This window comes from Allolucifera butyrica (assembly GCF_900476375.1).
Classification (GTDB): Bacteria; Bacillota; Negativicutes; order Sporomusales; family UPPP01; genus Lucifera; species Lucifera butyrica.
The window spans coordinates 144,743-158,222 of record NZ_UPPP01000083.1 but is presented as its reverse complement, the minus strand read 5'-3'; the positions used below and the strand labels follow the sequence as shown (position 1 = coordinate 158,222).

The 13,480-nt window shown below is 45.3% G+C and carries 18 protein-coding genes; all 18 read left to right on the top strand.

Annotation, left to right across the window (positions count from 1 at the left end):
* Positions 1-6 precede the first annotated feature (6 nt).
* The 18 genes from LUCIF_RS16475 to ispG all read left to right on the top strand — a co-directional run bounded on the left by LUCIF_RS16475 (position 7) and on the right by ispG (position 13,478).
* A complete protein-coding gene (locus LUCIF_RS16475; RefSeq protein WP_122628981.1) occupies positions 7-474 on the top strand; it encodes a chemotaxis protein CheW in 468 nt (155 codons plus the stop codon).
* A 48-nt stretch (positions 475-522) separates the two neighbouring features.
* The gene (locus tag LUCIF_RS16470) at positions 523-1,143 is read left to right on the top strand and encodes a chemotaxis protein CheC (RefSeq protein WP_122628980.1); all 621 of its coding nucleotides are present in this window, start codon (positions 523-525) and stop codon (positions 1,141-1,143) included.
* A complete protein-coding gene (locus tag LUCIF_RS16465; RefSeq protein WP_243638741.1) occupies positions 1,140-1,628 on the top strand; it encodes a chemotaxis protein CheD in 489 nt (162 codons plus the stop codon). The genes LUCIF_RS16470 and LUCIF_RS16465 overlap by 4 nt, the downstream gene beginning before the upstream one ends.
* Positions 1,629-1,650: 22 nt before the next feature.
* Positions 1,651-1,974, top strand: a complete 324-nt coding sequence (locus tag LUCIF_RS16460; RefSeq protein WP_122628979.1) for a hypothetical protein — start codon at positions 1,651-1,653, stop codon at positions 1,972-1,974.
* Between the two features lie 23 nt (positions 1,975-1,997).
* Positions 1,998-2,759, top strand: a complete 762-nt coding sequence (locus LUCIF_RS16455; RefSeq protein ID WP_207857871.1) for a FliA/WhiG family RNA polymerase sigma factor — start codon at positions 1,998-2,000, stop codon at positions 2,757-2,759.
* 21 nt (positions 2,760-2,780) lie between these two features.
* Positions 2,781-4,412 (top strand): flagellar assembly protein A, encoded by a 1,632-nt coding sequence (locus LUCIF_RS16450; RefSeq protein ID WP_122628978.1) that lies wholly within the window; start codon positions 2,781-2,783, stop codon positions 4,410-4,412.
* Between the two features lie 60 nt (positions 4,413-4,472).
* The gene (locus tag LUCIF_RS16445) at positions 4,473-5,060 is read left to right on the top strand and encodes a DUF6115 domain-containing protein (RefSeq protein WP_122628977.1); all 588 of its coding nucleotides are present in this window, start codon (positions 4,473-4,475) and stop codon (positions 5,058-5,060) included.
* Positions 5,061-5,192: 132 nt separating this feature from the next.
* The gene (gene rpsB / locus LUCIF_RS16440) at positions 5,193-5,900 is read left to right on the top strand and encodes a 30S ribosomal protein S2 (RefSeq protein WP_122628976.1); all 708 of its coding nucleotides are present in this window, start codon (positions 5,193-5,195) and stop codon (positions 5,898-5,900) included.
* A gap of 78 nt (positions 5,901-5,978) precedes the next feature.
* Complete coding sequence (gene tsf, locus LUCIF_RS16435; RefSeq protein ID WP_122628975.1) at positions 5,979-6,626, top strand: translation elongation factor Ts; 648 nt, start codon at positions 5,979-5,981, stop codon at positions 6,624-6,626.
* Positions 6,627-6,767: 141 nt separating this feature from the next.
* Positions 6,768-7,517: a UMP kinase gene (gene pyrH, locus LUCIF_RS16430; protein ID WP_370745608.1), complete on the top strand. Its 750-nt coding sequence runs from the start codon at positions 6,768-6,770 to the stop codon at positions 7,515-7,517.
* On the top strand, positions 7,507-8,067 hold the full coding sequence (gene frr, locus LUCIF_RS16425; RefSeq protein WP_243638740.1) for a ribosome recycling factor: 561 nt from the start codon (positions 7,507-7,509) through the stop codon (positions 8,065-8,067). Before pyrH ends, frr begins: the two co-directional genes overlap by 11 nt.
* A gap of 2 nt (positions 8,068-8,069) precedes the next feature.
* Positions 8,070-8,273, top strand: coding sequence for a hypothetical protein (locus LUCIF_RS16420; RefSeq protein ID WP_122628973.1), 204 nt, complete (start codon positions 8,070-8,072; stop codon positions 8,271-8,273).
* 3 nt (positions 8,274-8,276) lie between these two features.
* Positions 8,277-8,444, top strand: coding sequence for a 4Fe-4S ferredoxin (gene fdxA / locus LUCIF_RS16415; RefSeq protein WP_122628972.1), 168 nt, complete (start codon positions 8,277-8,279; stop codon positions 8,442-8,444).
* 73 nt (positions 8,445-8,517) lie between these two features.
* Positions 8,518-9,291: an undecaprenyl pyrophosphate synthase gene (uppS, locus tag LUCIF_RS16410; RefSeq protein ID WP_122628971.1), complete on the top strand. Its 774-nt coding sequence runs from the start codon at positions 8,518-8,520 to the stop codon at positions 9,289-9,291.
* Between the two features lie 24 nt (positions 9,292-9,315).
* On the top strand, positions 9,316-10,140 hold the full coding sequence (locus tag LUCIF_RS16405; protein WP_122628970.1) for a phosphatidate cytidylyltransferase: 825 nt from the start codon (positions 9,316-9,318) through the stop codon (positions 10,138-10,140).
* Positions 10,141-10,162: 22 nt separating this feature from the next.
* Positions 10,163-11,329, top strand: coding sequence for a 1-deoxy-D-xylulose-5-phosphate reductoisomerase (locus LUCIF_RS16400; protein ID WP_122628969.1), 1,167 nt, complete (start codon positions 10,163-10,165; stop codon positions 11,327-11,329).
* An 18-nt stretch (positions 11,330-11,347) separates the two neighbouring features.
* A complete protein-coding gene (gene rseP / locus LUCIF_RS16395) occupies positions 11,348-12,385 on the top strand; it encodes an RIP metalloprotease RseP (RefSeq protein WP_207857860.1) in 1,038 nt (345 codons plus the stop codon).
* Positions 12,386-12,410: 25 nt separating this feature from the next.
* Positions 12,411-13,478 (top strand): flavodoxin-dependent (E)-4-hydroxy-3-methylbut-2-enyl-diphosphate synthase, encoded by a 1,068-nt coding sequence (ispG, locus tag LUCIF_RS16390; protein WP_122628968.1) that lies wholly within the window; start codon positions 12,411-12,413, stop codon positions 13,476-13,478.
* The last annotated feature ends 2 nt before the right edge of the window (positions 13,479-13,480 follow it).

Here is a 13,480-nt window from a genome sequence, read left to right as displayed (position 1 = left end):
GAATTTATGGCAGAGAAGAATTATTCCGGTAAGGAAGTTCAATTGGTCGTGTTTAAGCTGGGTCGTGAGGAATACGGCATTAGTATCCTGCAAGTACAGGAAATAAAGAAAATGACCGATATTACCCGGGTGCCCCATACGCCGGATTATATAAAAGGAGTTATCAATTTGCGCGGCAGTGTGCTGCCGGTCCTGGATCTTAAAAAACGTCTCAGTTTGCCTCCCCAGGAATACACGGAAGATACCCGGATTATCATTGCCAAGGTGGAAGAGATTACGGTAGGCATGATTGTGGATGCTGTTTCGGAGGTCATGGCAATTCCCCAGGAAAATATTGAGCCGCCCTTTACCGCGGTTGGCGGCATTGCAACGAATTATATCAGCGGCGTGGGGAAATTGGAAAACCGGCTGTTGATCTTGTTAAATTTGGATTCCATTGTGGGAATGGGACAGGACGCAAGTAAAGCCGGTTGAGCCGGGCGGCATTGATTTATTTATTTGTTTAACGATGAGGTGAAAATTTTGTCTGAAGATATATTGAAATTGTCATCACTACAGCTCGATGCATTACGGGAAGTCGGCAATGTTGGCGCCGGAAATGCCGCAACGGCTTTGTCGCAAATTATTAACCGGAAAATTGATATGACGGTGCCGCAAGTCTCCATCATGCCGCTGGGAGATGTACCGGATGTTGTCGGTGGTCCTGACGCTATGGTAGCCGGTGTGTATTTACGGGTATTTGGCCCTGCGCCGAGCAGCATTTTATTTCTGCTGCCGCGCGACAGTGCTTTCTATCTTGTTGATATGCTAATGGGACGCAGCCAGGGGAGTACGACATCTCTTAGCTCCATGGATGAATCGGCGTTAATGGAAATCGGCAATATTCTGGCAGGGGCCTATTTAAACGCCCTGTCTCATTTTACTAAATTGACATTATTGCCTTCCATTCCGTCATTGGCCATGGATATGGCAGGTGCCATACTCAGTGTTATTTTAATTCAGCTTGGGCAAATGGGTGACCATGCCCTTGTAATTGAAACGGAATTTACCAATGAGTTAGATGGTGTAAAAGGTCATTTTTTTCTCATTCCTGACCCGGGGTCATTAAATACTATCCTGGCGGCAATAGGGGTGAAGGAATGATGTCGGAATTAATTAAAGTAGGGATGGCTGATTATAAAGTCGGACATAATCCGGCCAGTTTGATAAGTTATGGATTAGGATCCTGTGTTGGTATTGCCTTATATGACCCTATCAGTAAGTTAGGCGGATTAGCTCATATTATGCTGCCGGACAGCACGCAGGCCCGCTCTACGGAAAATCCGGCGAAGTTTGCCGATACGGCCCTGCCTTTGATGCTGGAAGACCTGATAAAAATGGGAGCCGCCAAAACAAGAATCATTGCTAAAATTGCCGGTGGCGCCCAGATGTTTACCTTTACCAACGCAACGGATATTATGCGGGTAGGCGAACGCAATGCGGAAGCGGTACGGGTTGTTTTAAAAAAGCTGGACATCCGGATTCTTGCCGAAGATACAGGGGGGAATTACGGGCGAACCGTAGAACTTAAATTAGAAAATGGCATTTTTCGCGTAAAAACAATTGATAAGGGAGAAAAAGAATTATAAAAAACAGGGGAGGCGTGGTCCGGTGTTCAAACTGCGATTCGCTTTATTATTATCCCTGATTGTCGGCTTTATTACGTTAATAATGAGTATTTTGCATGACCTAAGAATTGACACTATTATTTACCGTGTCAGTATATCAATTATTGTTTTTGCTGCAGTTGGATTTGGGGTTGGTTATTTTACGGACAGTTTTTTAAACAAAGTTACGGCTGAACAGAAGCCGCAGGGGCAAATCATCGATATAAAGAATGAACCGGAGGATTCGGCAATTCAAGCTGCATCAGAGTCATTCCGTCCTTTGGATCAAAATGATTTGCAACATGTTACCCGGTCTTCACGGTCATAGCAGCAAGGCGAGGATTGACAATCATGATGATAGAAAAATGTGATGTTCAGGCAACAAAACTGAATAGGTTATGGCAGGAGTTCACCGCCACTCGCAAGGCCGAAATCCGGGAAAAACTAATCGAGCACTATTTACCGCTGGTAAAAATGGTTGCCGGCAGAATTGCTATCGGATTGCCGCAACATGTGGACAAGGATGATTTAATTAGTAATGGTTTTTTTGGCTTACTGGATGCGGTGGAACGCTTTGATTTATCGCGGGGAATTAAATTCGAAACCTACGCTGTAACGCGGATTCGGGGCTCGATTCTTGATGCGATTCGAGCCCAGGATTGGGTTCCGGCAACCGTCCGCCATAAAGCCCGTCAATATCAGCAGACGCTTTCTTTATTGGAACATCGTCTGGGGCGTTCGGCTACGGATGAGGAAATCGCTGTGGAACTGGGGATTTCGGTTCATGAGTTTTATGGTTTCCTTACGCAACTCAATGCAACGACGCTGATCCCTCTGGAGGAATTTACTAAAACAGAAACGCCGGCCAACGTTTCCATGAATCCGTCTCAATTCATTGAGGATGAGGAGATAAAGCGAACGTTGACCCGGGCGATTGATAAATTGCCGGAAAAAGAGCGACTGATTGTGACTTTATATTATTATGAAGGATTAACCTTAAAGGAAATTAGTTTAATACTTAAATTATCGGAAGCGCGAATTTCCCAACTGCACACCAAAGCGGTTTTTCGGCTGAGGGGGGCTTTATCCCGTATTAAATCAAGTTTGTTTTGAACCTTTAAGGGGGTTATGGTTATGACAGACAGCGAGCGAATTTTGGAGAATATACAGGAACAAGCGGCCAATCTCGACGGATATTTCCAAATATCGGTCAAGGATACGGGAGTATATCTTAGTGTATTCCCGCCGCAAGGGCAGGGACACCCGGTAAAAGAGGCAAGCATAATTCAGGAATTAAGAAACCGGGAAGTGGAAAATTTTGAATATTCTGCGTTGATTCGGGTTATCCGGGACGCCGCGGGAACGGAAATAAAAATCGCGGAACCCCCGGGGCCGGCGCCGGAACCGGAATTTCAAATTTTAGTAGCCCGCGACCGGATGGAAGCTTCCATTCAAATTGACATGCCGAAAGGTTGCCGGAAAGTTTCCCTGGAAGAAGTACAAGAAAAGATTAAGAACTCCGGCGTGACCTACGGTATTGATGAATCATTACTGCAAAAAGCCCTGGAACGGCCTGGTGTAAGGATTGTTTTTGCCCGGGGACAACAGCCTGTTAACGGGAAAGACGGGTATATTCATTATTATATTGACCGGGAAAATAAGGGACGTCCGGTCGAACTGGACGATGGCAGCGGTAAAGTTGATTTTAAAAATTTAAATATGTTTATTACTGTCCGTCAGGGTGAAACGATTGCCCAAAAAGTTTCTCCGGCGCCCGGAGTTGACGGGATTGATGTTTTGGGACAGCCTGTTGCCGCTAAAGTTGGCAAGGATATTTTGCCGCCGCTGGGTAAAAATGTGGAAATGACGGAGCAAAAAGACATTGTGGCTCTAATGCCGGGTCAGGTTGTGATCGTCAACAACAAGATTAATGTGATTCCCGTCATTGAAATTAAGGGCGATGTGGATTTATCCACAGGCAATATTGAATTCGTCGGTAATGTTGTCGTCCGTGGTTCCGTTCAGGCCGGCTTTACCATTAAAGCGGAAGGAAATGTGGAAATCTACGGGACTGTAAGCGGGGGGACCGTGACGGGGAAAACGGTTGTCGTAAGAATGGGAGTGCAGGGAATGCAATCCGGCTCCATCCGGGCGGTAGAGGATGTTGTTGCCAAATTTATTGAAAATGCGACTGTTTACGCCGGGCGGGATGTTATTGTGAATGAAGTGATATTACATAGCCGGATTAATGCCGGCAAAAAGGTTATTGTCGAAGGGCGGCGAGGCTTAATTGCCGGGGGAAAAGTGATGGCCGGGGAAGAAATCAGGGCAAAAATGGTGGGGACCCATATGGCGGTAAATACCGACCTGGAAGTAGGGGTTAATCCGGAATTGCGGGAAGAATATCAACAGATTCGCCAAGAAATGAAAAAAGCGCAGTTTACCCTGGAACAAACTCAAAAAGCCTTAGCCATTTTACGGAATACGGAACAAAGTAAACTGCCGAAAGAAAAACAGGAGATGCTCTTAAAGCTAACGAAATCCCAATTTCACTTAGTCGGTCAGACCGAAGCCATGCGCAACCGGACGATGGAAATCGAACTTGCTTTTGAAGAAATGAAATACGGCCGGATTCGAGTGGCCGAGACGATTTATCCCGGTACTAAAATTGTTATCGGCACCCAGATAAAACCGATCCGGGAACCCTTAAAATTCGTTTCTCTGCACGCCGAAGACGGAGAAATAAAAATCGGTTCATTTAAGTAATGATATATAATATGAATGTACTGGAACAATACGGTGTTACAGAAGAAATGAGGTGAACCAGTGTTTACGGAAATGGTTGTTCTGGTTATTAGTCTTTTTTTTCTAGTTTATTTTATAATTTATAAACGTAAAATGCTAATCAATTTGTTTTCGTTGAATGCTGCAACGCCAACGAATGAGCTGCAAACCAGGCTGGAGGAAACGGCGGACATTATTTTAACCAGGCTGGAAGAAAAGATTAATCATTTGGAATATCTACTGCATGAAGCCGATTGTCGCATTGCCCAATTAGAGAATCGGACGGGCAATTTAAGTGCTGTTCCGGAAGCCGGCGAACCGGCTGAGCAAACAGCGGTTTTTCCCGCCGGGAAGTATCCGGTTACTGCTTACCAGGAAGCGGAAATGCTGGCCAGACAGCTTAAAAATGAAAAATCGGCAGATAACGGGGAAAGGATAGCAGAGGAGACCGAAATGCGATCCGGGGAACCCTTAAATAATGATAAACATCGCTTAATTTTGCAATTGGCTGACCAGGGATATTCCGTTACGGAAATTGCCAAGGAAACCGGTATGGGAAAAGGGGAAGTCTTATTAGTTCTCCAATTGCATAAAAAATATAAAAATATGGATACTAATTATGATAATTGACTTGTTCTAGGAACCAATATATGCTATACTTCTTTTGGTATAAATCCACACGCTGGTCAATTTTGTCCCTGTGCCGTTTTGGTGGTGGCAAAAAGTGCGATTAGCGGCGGTAAATTAACAGGAGGTGACGGTATGTCAGTCATATCAATGAAACAGCTTTTAGAAGCTGGTGTGCATTTTGGTCATCAGACCAGAAGATGGAACCCTAAAATGGCTCCCTATATTTTTACGGAGCGGAATGGTATCTACATTATTGACTTACAGAAAACAGTAAAAAAGGTGGAGGAAGCGTATAATTTTGTGCGCGAACTTGCCGAGCAAGGACAGACCCTGCTGTTCGTCGGTACTAAAAAGCAGGCTCAGGACGCAGTAAAAGAGGAAGCCCTTCGTTCTGAAATGTTTTTTGTCAACGAAAGATGGCTGGGCGGCATGTTGACTAATTTCCAGACAATCCAAAAGCGCATTAACCGCTTGCGGGAACTGGAGGGAATGGAAGCCAACGGTGTTTTTGACGTATTGCCGAAAAAGGAAGTCATTGCTTTGCGGCATGAAATGGACCGCCTGCAGAAATTTCTGGGCGGCATAAAGAATATGAATAAACTGCCGGGCGCTTTGTTTGTAATTGATCCGCGCAAGGAACGGATTGCAGTGGCTGAAGCGCGTAAGTTGGGAATTCCTATTGTCGCTATTGTCGATACGAATTGTGATCCTGACGAGATTGATTATGTGATTCCTGGTAACGATGATGCCATCCGGGCCGTTAAGCTTCTTACCGGCAAAATGGCGGATGCCGTTTTGGAAGGTCGTCAAGGGGAACAACTGGTTGCTGCTAGCGAGTAGTTCGGATATTTGAAAATAAAGGTAAGGGGTGAGCAGCAGTGCGCCCCCTTACCTTTAATAGTAGACAGGAGGATAAAGATGGTAACGGCGGAAATGGTGAAAGAATTGCGGGAACGTACCGGTGCGGGAATGATGGACTGCAAAAAGGCGTTAACCGAAACCAAGGGCGATATGGAAAAAGCGGTAGATTTTTTACGGGAAAAAGGATTGGCAGCTGCCGCTAAAAAAGCCGGCCGGATTGCGGCCGAGGGCGTAGTCGAGGCTTACATACACGGTGGCGGCCGGATTGGCGTATTGCTGGAATTAAATTGTGAGACCGATTTTGTTGCTAAAACGGATGCTTTTAAAGCATTAGCCAAAGATATTGCCATGCAAGTGGCGGCGGCAAATCCCAGCTTTGTCCGGCGCGAGGAAGTTGCGGCGGAAGTTTTGGAACATGAGAAGGAAGTCTTGCGGGCTCAAGCTTTAAATGAAGGAAAACCGGCAAATATTGTTGAGAAAATGATCACCGGCCGGGTGGAAAAATTCTATAAAGAAATTTGTCTTATGGAGCAGCCGTTCATAAAAGATCCGGATAAGACGATTACCCAGGTAATTAACGACAGTATTGTAAAAATTGGTGAGAATATTTCGGTTAGAAGATTTACCAGATATCAGCTTGGCGAAGGATTAACCAAAAAATCCAGTGATTTTGCCGCTGAAGTTATGGCTGCTGTTAAAAAATAAGAGAACACTACTGTGTTCTCTTATTTTCTAGCATGATTGGCCGGCCTGGCCGACAAAACTATACATGATGCCGATTTGTTATTTTAAAATTTGAACCCGTAAATAAAGGATTCATTTCCACAATGTAGAAAATGATTGAGAATGGAGGTTTTGTTTTTGGACGTCGCTAAATTTAAACGCGTGGTTTTAAAACTGAGCGGCGAAGCTCTGGCCGGAACCAAAGGATATGGCATTGATCCGGTTATTGTGGATTCGATTGCCCGGCAGATAAAAGAGACGCAAAGTACCGGAATTGAAATGGCCATTGTCGTCGGAGGAGGAAACATTTGGCGGGGAATGGCAGGAAGCGCCAAGGGGATGGACCGGGCGACCGCAGACTATATGGGTATGTTGGCTACGGTAATGAATTCCCTGGCCTTACAGGATGCCCTGGAAAACTACAGTGTAAACACCCGGGTGCAAACGGCGATTGAAATGCGGCAAATTGCCGAACCGTATATCCGCCGCCGGGCGATTCGTCATCTGGAAAAGGGGCGCGTAGTTATTTTTGCTGCCGGTACGGGAAATCCTTATTTTTCAACGGATACAACCGCTGCGCTGCGTGCGGCTGAAATTGAAGCGGATGTAATCCTAATGGCTAAAAAAAATACCGACGGAGTCTATGATTCTGACCCACGTTACAATCCCGATGCGAAAAAATTTAAAGAATTAGAGTATATTGAGGTTTTAAAAAGAGGCTTGGGAGTCATGGATTCGACAGCAACTTCCCTGTGCATGGACAATAAAATCCCCATTATCGTTTTTAGTATCGATGAACCGGGTAATATAATGCAGGCTGCCCTTGGAAAAGATATTGGTACAATAGTGGGAGGGATAAAACGTGACGGTTAAAGAGATTTATATGATGCATGAGGAAAAGATGAAAAAAGCGCTGGATGTCCTACGTAAGGAATATGGGACATTACGCGCCGGCAGGGCGACTCCGTCTTTATTGGATAAAATTATGGTCGATTATTATGGGACGCCGACTCTGGTCAATCAAGTAGCAAATATCTCGGTGCCGGAACCGCGGATGATTGTGATTCAGCCATGGGAAAAGACAATGCTGGGACCGCTGGAAAAGGCGATTCTAAAATCGGATATTGGTCTTTCGCCCAACAGTGACGGGGTGGTAATCCGCTTATCCATACCGCAGCTGACGCAAGAACGGCGAACGGAATTGGTAAAAGTTGTTCACAAAAAAGCGGAAGAGGAAAGAGTCGCGATTCGCAACTTGCGTCGCGATGCCAATGATGCTATAAAAAAATCGGAAAAAGAGAAAGTTATATCCGAAGATGAAGCTAAAAAAGCTCAGGAAGAAATGCAAAAGTTAACGGATAAATATATTAAAGAAATTGATAAGATTATGGCAGCCAAAGAAAAAGAAATTATGGAAGTGTAGCCGTGGATACTCTTGCTCAACCGCTGGCGGCAGTAACGGCCCGGCTGGAAGCCCGGGGATTGCGGTATACCATTGTAGTAACCCGGCCGCCACGAAACTATTTAGCAGTCAATGAAAATTGTTTATATGTTATTAAGCAGCAAATTGATAGGGAAGGGACCTATCATTTGGTAGCCGCTGCGAAAATGAGAAAGGAGGTGTTGTAAACCATGGCTTATAAAATTATCGATGAGTGCGTTGCTTGTGGCACTTGTGCCGCCACTTGCCCGGTTGGCGCGATTAAAGAAGGCAGTCCTACATATGAAATTACCGATGAATGTGTTGAGTGCGGTGCCTGTGCGGCGGTTTGCCCGGTTGGTGCTATTAAGGCTCCATGATTGAAACCCCCTCGCAAGAGGGGGTTTATCCTTGCAGAGAGCAGTATCTACTTTCTTATTTGGAGGTTTGAGTGTGTGGAAAAAGTGGTTCGGTAAAAACACTGTTGATGACGCCCCAAAATCCTTATATGACACCATTGATTTTACGAAGATTCCCCGGCATATTGCCCTTATTATGGACGGTAATGGAAGATGGGCTCAAAAACGGGGTTTGCCCCGCACATTCGGACACCGTGCCGGTGCAGAAACATTGCGGGATATCGTTAAAACGGCATCGGAACTGGGGGTGGCAGTGCTAACGGCCTACGCATTTTCAACGGAAAATTGGAAAAGACCGGCTGATGAAGTCGGTTTATTGATGAGCCTTTTGTCGGACTATCTGGATAATGAAATTGAAGAGCTCCACCGTAATCAAGTGCAAATTCGATTCATCGGTAAAATTAATGAATTAGCTGTTAATTTGCAACATAAAATTGCCCAGGCGCAGGTGCGCACGCGAAATAATAACGGATTAATCTTAAATCTGGCCGTAAACTATGGGAGCCGGGCCGAAATTACGCAGGCTGTGCAAGGAATTTCCCGGAAAATAGCTGCCGGGGAATTAACGCCGGAACAAATTGATGAATCAGTAATCCAGCAGCATTTATATACGTCAGACTTGCCTGACCCCGATTTACTGATCCGTCCCAGCGGGGATTTACGGATTAGCAATTATTTACTTTGGCAAATAGCCTATGCCGAGTTATGGTTTACAACGCTTAACTGGCCTGATTTTAAACCGGAACATTTGATTCAGGCGGTCGTTGATTTTCAACAGCGTGAACGAAGATTCGGCGGGTTAAAATAATAAGGTTATGAAGTGGGTGACCAGATGCTTGTAAAACGCGTATTCACAGCGGCAGTTGGCATACCGTTTGCTATGTATGTTATTAATCTGGGTGACTGGCCGTTTTTTCTGACCGTACTTGCGCTTGCCTCTCTTGCCTGGTATGAATTTACCGCTATGCTGCGCCATAAAAATATTGATTTGCCTTACGGAATGGGAATAGCGGGAATTATCTTGCTTTTGGCATGTGCCTGGTGGGGAAATCCCGCCGAAATACAAACAATTATTTTATTGAGTGTACTAATTACCTTTATGAGAATCATTTTTGCGGGCGTTAAATTTTCGGTGGTACATGCCGCTTTTATGATTATGGGTATTCTGTATGTAGGATTGACCTTTTCTTATTTATTACTTTTAAGGTCGATTGACTCAGGGTATATTACGACATTATGGGGAAAATTGCCGGCCGGAGCGGCCTATCTGTGGTTGCCGTTTATTGGCACTTGGGCCAGTGATTCCATGGCCTATTTGGTTGGTTCGCAATGGGGAAAACATAAATTATGTCCAAACATAAGCCCGGGGAAAACAGTGGAGGGTGTATTAGGAGGGGTGGTCGGCAGCATTATGGCGGTTGCCGGAATTACCTATTTATTTCAAATATCAACATTTCATGGTATAATTATTGGCGGATTAGTTGGTATTATAGCACCCTTGGGAGATTTGGCGGAATCCGCCATTAAACGTTTTACCGGTGTTAAAGATTCAGGACGGTTATTACCGGGACATGGGGGTGTTCTGGACCGTTTTGACAGTATTTTATTTGTCGTACCGTTTGTATATTATTATACATATTATTTTATGCTACGGTAGTGTGAGTTAAAGGAGAAAACAGATGCAGCATGTTGCTATTTTAGGCAGTACCGGTTCAATTGGCACACAAGCGTTGGCGGTGATTGCCGCCAATCGGGAAAAATTCAGCGTAACGGCATTGGCAGCCTATCAAAATGACCAATTACTGGAAGAGCAAATTCGGTTATTTAAGCCTGAGCTTGCTGTTCTGGTTGACGGCGAAGCTGCCGGCCGGCTGGTCCGGCGTTACCATGGAGCCACCCGTATTTTATCAGGGGAAGACGGACTTATGGCGGCTGCTACTCATGAGAAGGTTGGAACCGTCTTGACCGCTTTGGTCGGGTTTTCCGGACTGAAACCGACTCTGGCGGCGATTGAAGCCGGAAAAGCGATTGCCCTGGCTAATAAAGAGACTTTAGTGGCTGCCGGAGAACTGGTTATGTCTTTAGCCCAAAAAAAGGGCGTTCCGATTCTTCCCGTTGATAGCGAGCATAGCGCTATTTTTCAGTGTTTACAAGGGGAAGACAGGAAAACAGTCCGGCGTCTGATTATCACCGCATCAGGCGGGCCTTTCCGGGGAATGAAGCAACAGCAGTTAAAGGCGGTTACCGTGAGTGATTGTCTTAAACATCCCAACTGGTCTATGGGCCGCAAGATTACCGTTGATTCAGCTACGTTAGCTAATAAAGGCTTAGAAGTGATGGAAGCTCATTGGCTTTATAACATTCCTTACGAGCAGATTGAAGTGATTGTCCATCCTCAGAGCATTATACACTCCATGGTCGAGTTTTGTGACGGCAGTGTCATGGCGCAAATGGGAATGCCGGATATGCGGCTGCCGATCCAATACGCCTTCAGTTATCCTGAGCGTTGGCCGGCCGGTTATCCTAAATTGGATTTTACCGCTTTCAATAAACTGACATTTGAAAAGCCTGATACGGATACATTTGAAGCATTAAGGGGTGCCGTTGCTGCCGGACGGGCCGGCGGATCCATGCCTTGTGTTTTTAATGCTGCGAATGAAATTGCCGTATATGCTTTTTTAAATAACCAAATTGGTTTTCTGGATATTGCTGACGTTATAAAACAAACAATCAACGGGCATCAACGACTTACTGAGCCCTGCCTGGAGGATTTATTAAAAGCCGACTCCTGGGCCCGTCAATATGCAACGCAAATTATTTCCAACGATTATAACCATAGGAAATAGATATTCGGAAGGCGGTGAATGGATTTGACAGTTACGGTGGTTGCTACCGTTTTTGTGTTTGGATTGTTGATCTTTTTTCATGAATTGGGCCATTTTTTATCTGCTAAATCAGTCGGTATGCGGGTTGATGAATTTGCTATCGGTTTTGGGCCTAAGGTGTTTAGTTATAAGTCGGGGGAAACGGTTTATTCCTTGCGCATGATTCCGTTAGGTGGCTTTAATAAAATCGCCGGCATGGACCCGGATGAAGAACAAGATGAAAAATCGTTTAATGCCAAACCAATTTGGGCGCGTATACTGGTAATTATTGCCGGTTCTTTTATGAATTTCTTATTACCGATCGCCTTATTTATGATTATTTTTCTTAGTGCGGGTGTTGATACCCCTTCGACGGAACCGATTCTCGGCAAAATATTTGCCGAGAAGCCGGCTGCCCAGGCCGGTCTTATGCCTGGTGACCATATTGAAGCCATTAATGGTTACAGCGTTGGTTCCTGGCGGGATTTGGTCAATATCATTCAAAGTAATGCCGGTAAAAAGCTGGAAGTTATCTATCGGCGCGATGGGACGCAACAAAAGACGACGGTTATGCCTGAATATGACAACCAAATGAATCGCGGTATTATCGGGGTTATGCCGAAAATTGAAAATTATCATCCCAATGTAATCGAGGCTGCGGGTCTATCCGTGAAACAGACTTATTTAATAGCGGTTAGTATGGTGACGGGGATTGTGCAAATGATTACCGGAAAAATTGCCGCCGAAGTAGCCGGTCCGATCGGGGTTGCCCAAATGGCAGGGCAAGTTGCCCAGTTAGGGATCATTCCTTTATTGCAATTTGCCGCGTTTCTTAGTATTAATCTGGGGTTGATCAATTTATTGCCGGTTCCGGTACTGGATGGCGGTTACGTTGTTACATTGGCGGTGGAAGGCCTACGGGGAAAACCGTTGGGACGCAATAAAATGCAGTTTATTCAAATGATTGGGTTTATACTTCTAATGTTGTTGATGATTATGGCTACTTTTAAAGATATTAACCGGCTAAAATTATTCTAAATCAAGCGAGTGAAAGAGTGAGCTTATGGAAAGAAGAAAGACGTGTCCCATCCGGATCGGTACGGTAACTGTCGGCGGGGCAGCACCGATTTCGGTACAGTCCATGACCAATACGAAAACAGATGATATTACCGCCACAGCGGCGCAGATTCAACGTCTGGCCGCCGCCGGCTGCGATATTGTCCGAATCGCTGTTCCGGATATGGCTGCCGCTCTGGCGGTGGAAAAGATAAAAGAACTTGTGACCGTACCGCTGGTGGCAGACATTCATTTTGATTACCGGCTGGCTTTGTCGGCCATTGAGCGGGGAATTGACGCTCTGCGTTTGAATCCGGGCAATATCGGCGATGTGGAACAGGTTGCTGCTGTCGTAAAAGAGGCTAAAAAGAAACGGATTCCTATCCGGATCGGCGTAAATGCCGGTTCATTGGATAAGGCTGTATTAGCCAGGCATGGCGGGCATCCTACGCCGGAAGCCATGGTGGAAAGCGCCATGAACCATGTTAATATATTAGAAAGACTTGACTTTTTTGATATTAAGATATCCTTAAAAGCACATAATGTATCGATGACCATCCGGGCTTATGAACTGATGTCGGAGGTTGTTGACTATCCGTTGCATTTGGGAATTACCGAGGCCGGTACGGTGAAATCCGGTATCATTAAATCGGCTGTAGGGATTGGTGCTCTTTTAGCAGAAGGTATCGGCGATACGATCCGGGTTTCTTTGACCGGTGACCCAGTGGAAGAAGTACGGGCCGGTAATGAAATTTTAAAATCACTGGGCCTTAAGGAATATGGCCCAACATTAATTTCCTGCCCTACTTGCGGCCGAACGAGTGTGGATTTAATCTTTTTGGCGCAAAAAGTGGAAGAAAAACTAAACCAGATAAAAAAACCGATCAAAGTGGCGGTTATGGGGTGTGTTGTCAACGGACCCGGTGAAGCGAAGGAAGCCGATATTGGGATCGCCGGCGGTAAAGGGCAGGGCCTGATCTTTCGCAAGGGCGAAGTGATTCAAAAAGTCCCGGAAGAGGATTTATTAGCAGCATTGTTTAGGGAAATCGATAAAATAGTTGAGGAGGAAAACTAGAA

Coding starts and splice junctions, on each gene's coding strand:
- LUCIF_RS16475 (WP_122628981.1), top strand. CDS start 7: ATGGCAGAGAAGAATTATTCCGGTAAGGAAGTTCAATTGGTCGTGTTT.
- LUCIF_RS16405 (WP_122628970.1), top strand. CDS start 9,316: ATGCTTGTAAAACGCGTATTCACAGCGGCAGTTGGCATACCGTTTGCT.
- rseP (WP_207857860.1), top strand. CDS start 11,348: ATGGATTTGACAGTTACGGTGGTTGCTACCGTTTTTGTGTTTGGATTG.
- rpsB (WP_122628976.1), top strand. CDS start 5,193: ATGTCAGTCATATCAATGAAACAGCTTTTAGAAGCTGGTGTGCATTTT.
- LUCIF_RS16455 (WP_207857871.1), top strand. CDS start 1,998: ATGATGATAGAAAAATGTGATGTTCAGGCAACAAAACTGAATAGGTTA.
- fdxA (WP_122628972.1), top strand. CDS start 8,277: ATGGCTTATAAAATTATCGATGAGTGCGTTGCTTGTGGCACTTGTGCC.
- LUCIF_RS16400 (WP_122628969.1), top strand. CDS start 10,163: ATGCAGCATGTTGCTATTTTAGGCAGTACCGGTTCAATTGGCACACAA.
- ispG (WP_122628968.1), top strand. CDS start 12,411: ATGGAAAGAAGAAAGACGTGTCCCATCCGGATCGGTACGGTAACTGTC.
- tsf (WP_122628975.1), top strand. CDS start 5,979: ATGGTAACGGCGGAAATGGTGAAAGAATTGCGGGAACGTACCGGTGCG.
- LUCIF_RS16450 (WP_122628978.1), top strand. CDS start 2,781: ATGACAGACAGCGAGCGAATTTTGGAGAATATACAGGAACAAGCGGCC.
- LUCIF_RS16465 (WP_243638741.1), top strand. CDS start 1,140: ATGATGTCGGAATTAATTAAAGTAGGGATGGCTGATTATAAAGTCGGA.
- pyrH (WP_370745608.1), top strand. CDS start 6,768: ATGGAGGTTTTGTTTTTGGACGTCGCTAAATTTAAACGCGTGGTTTTA.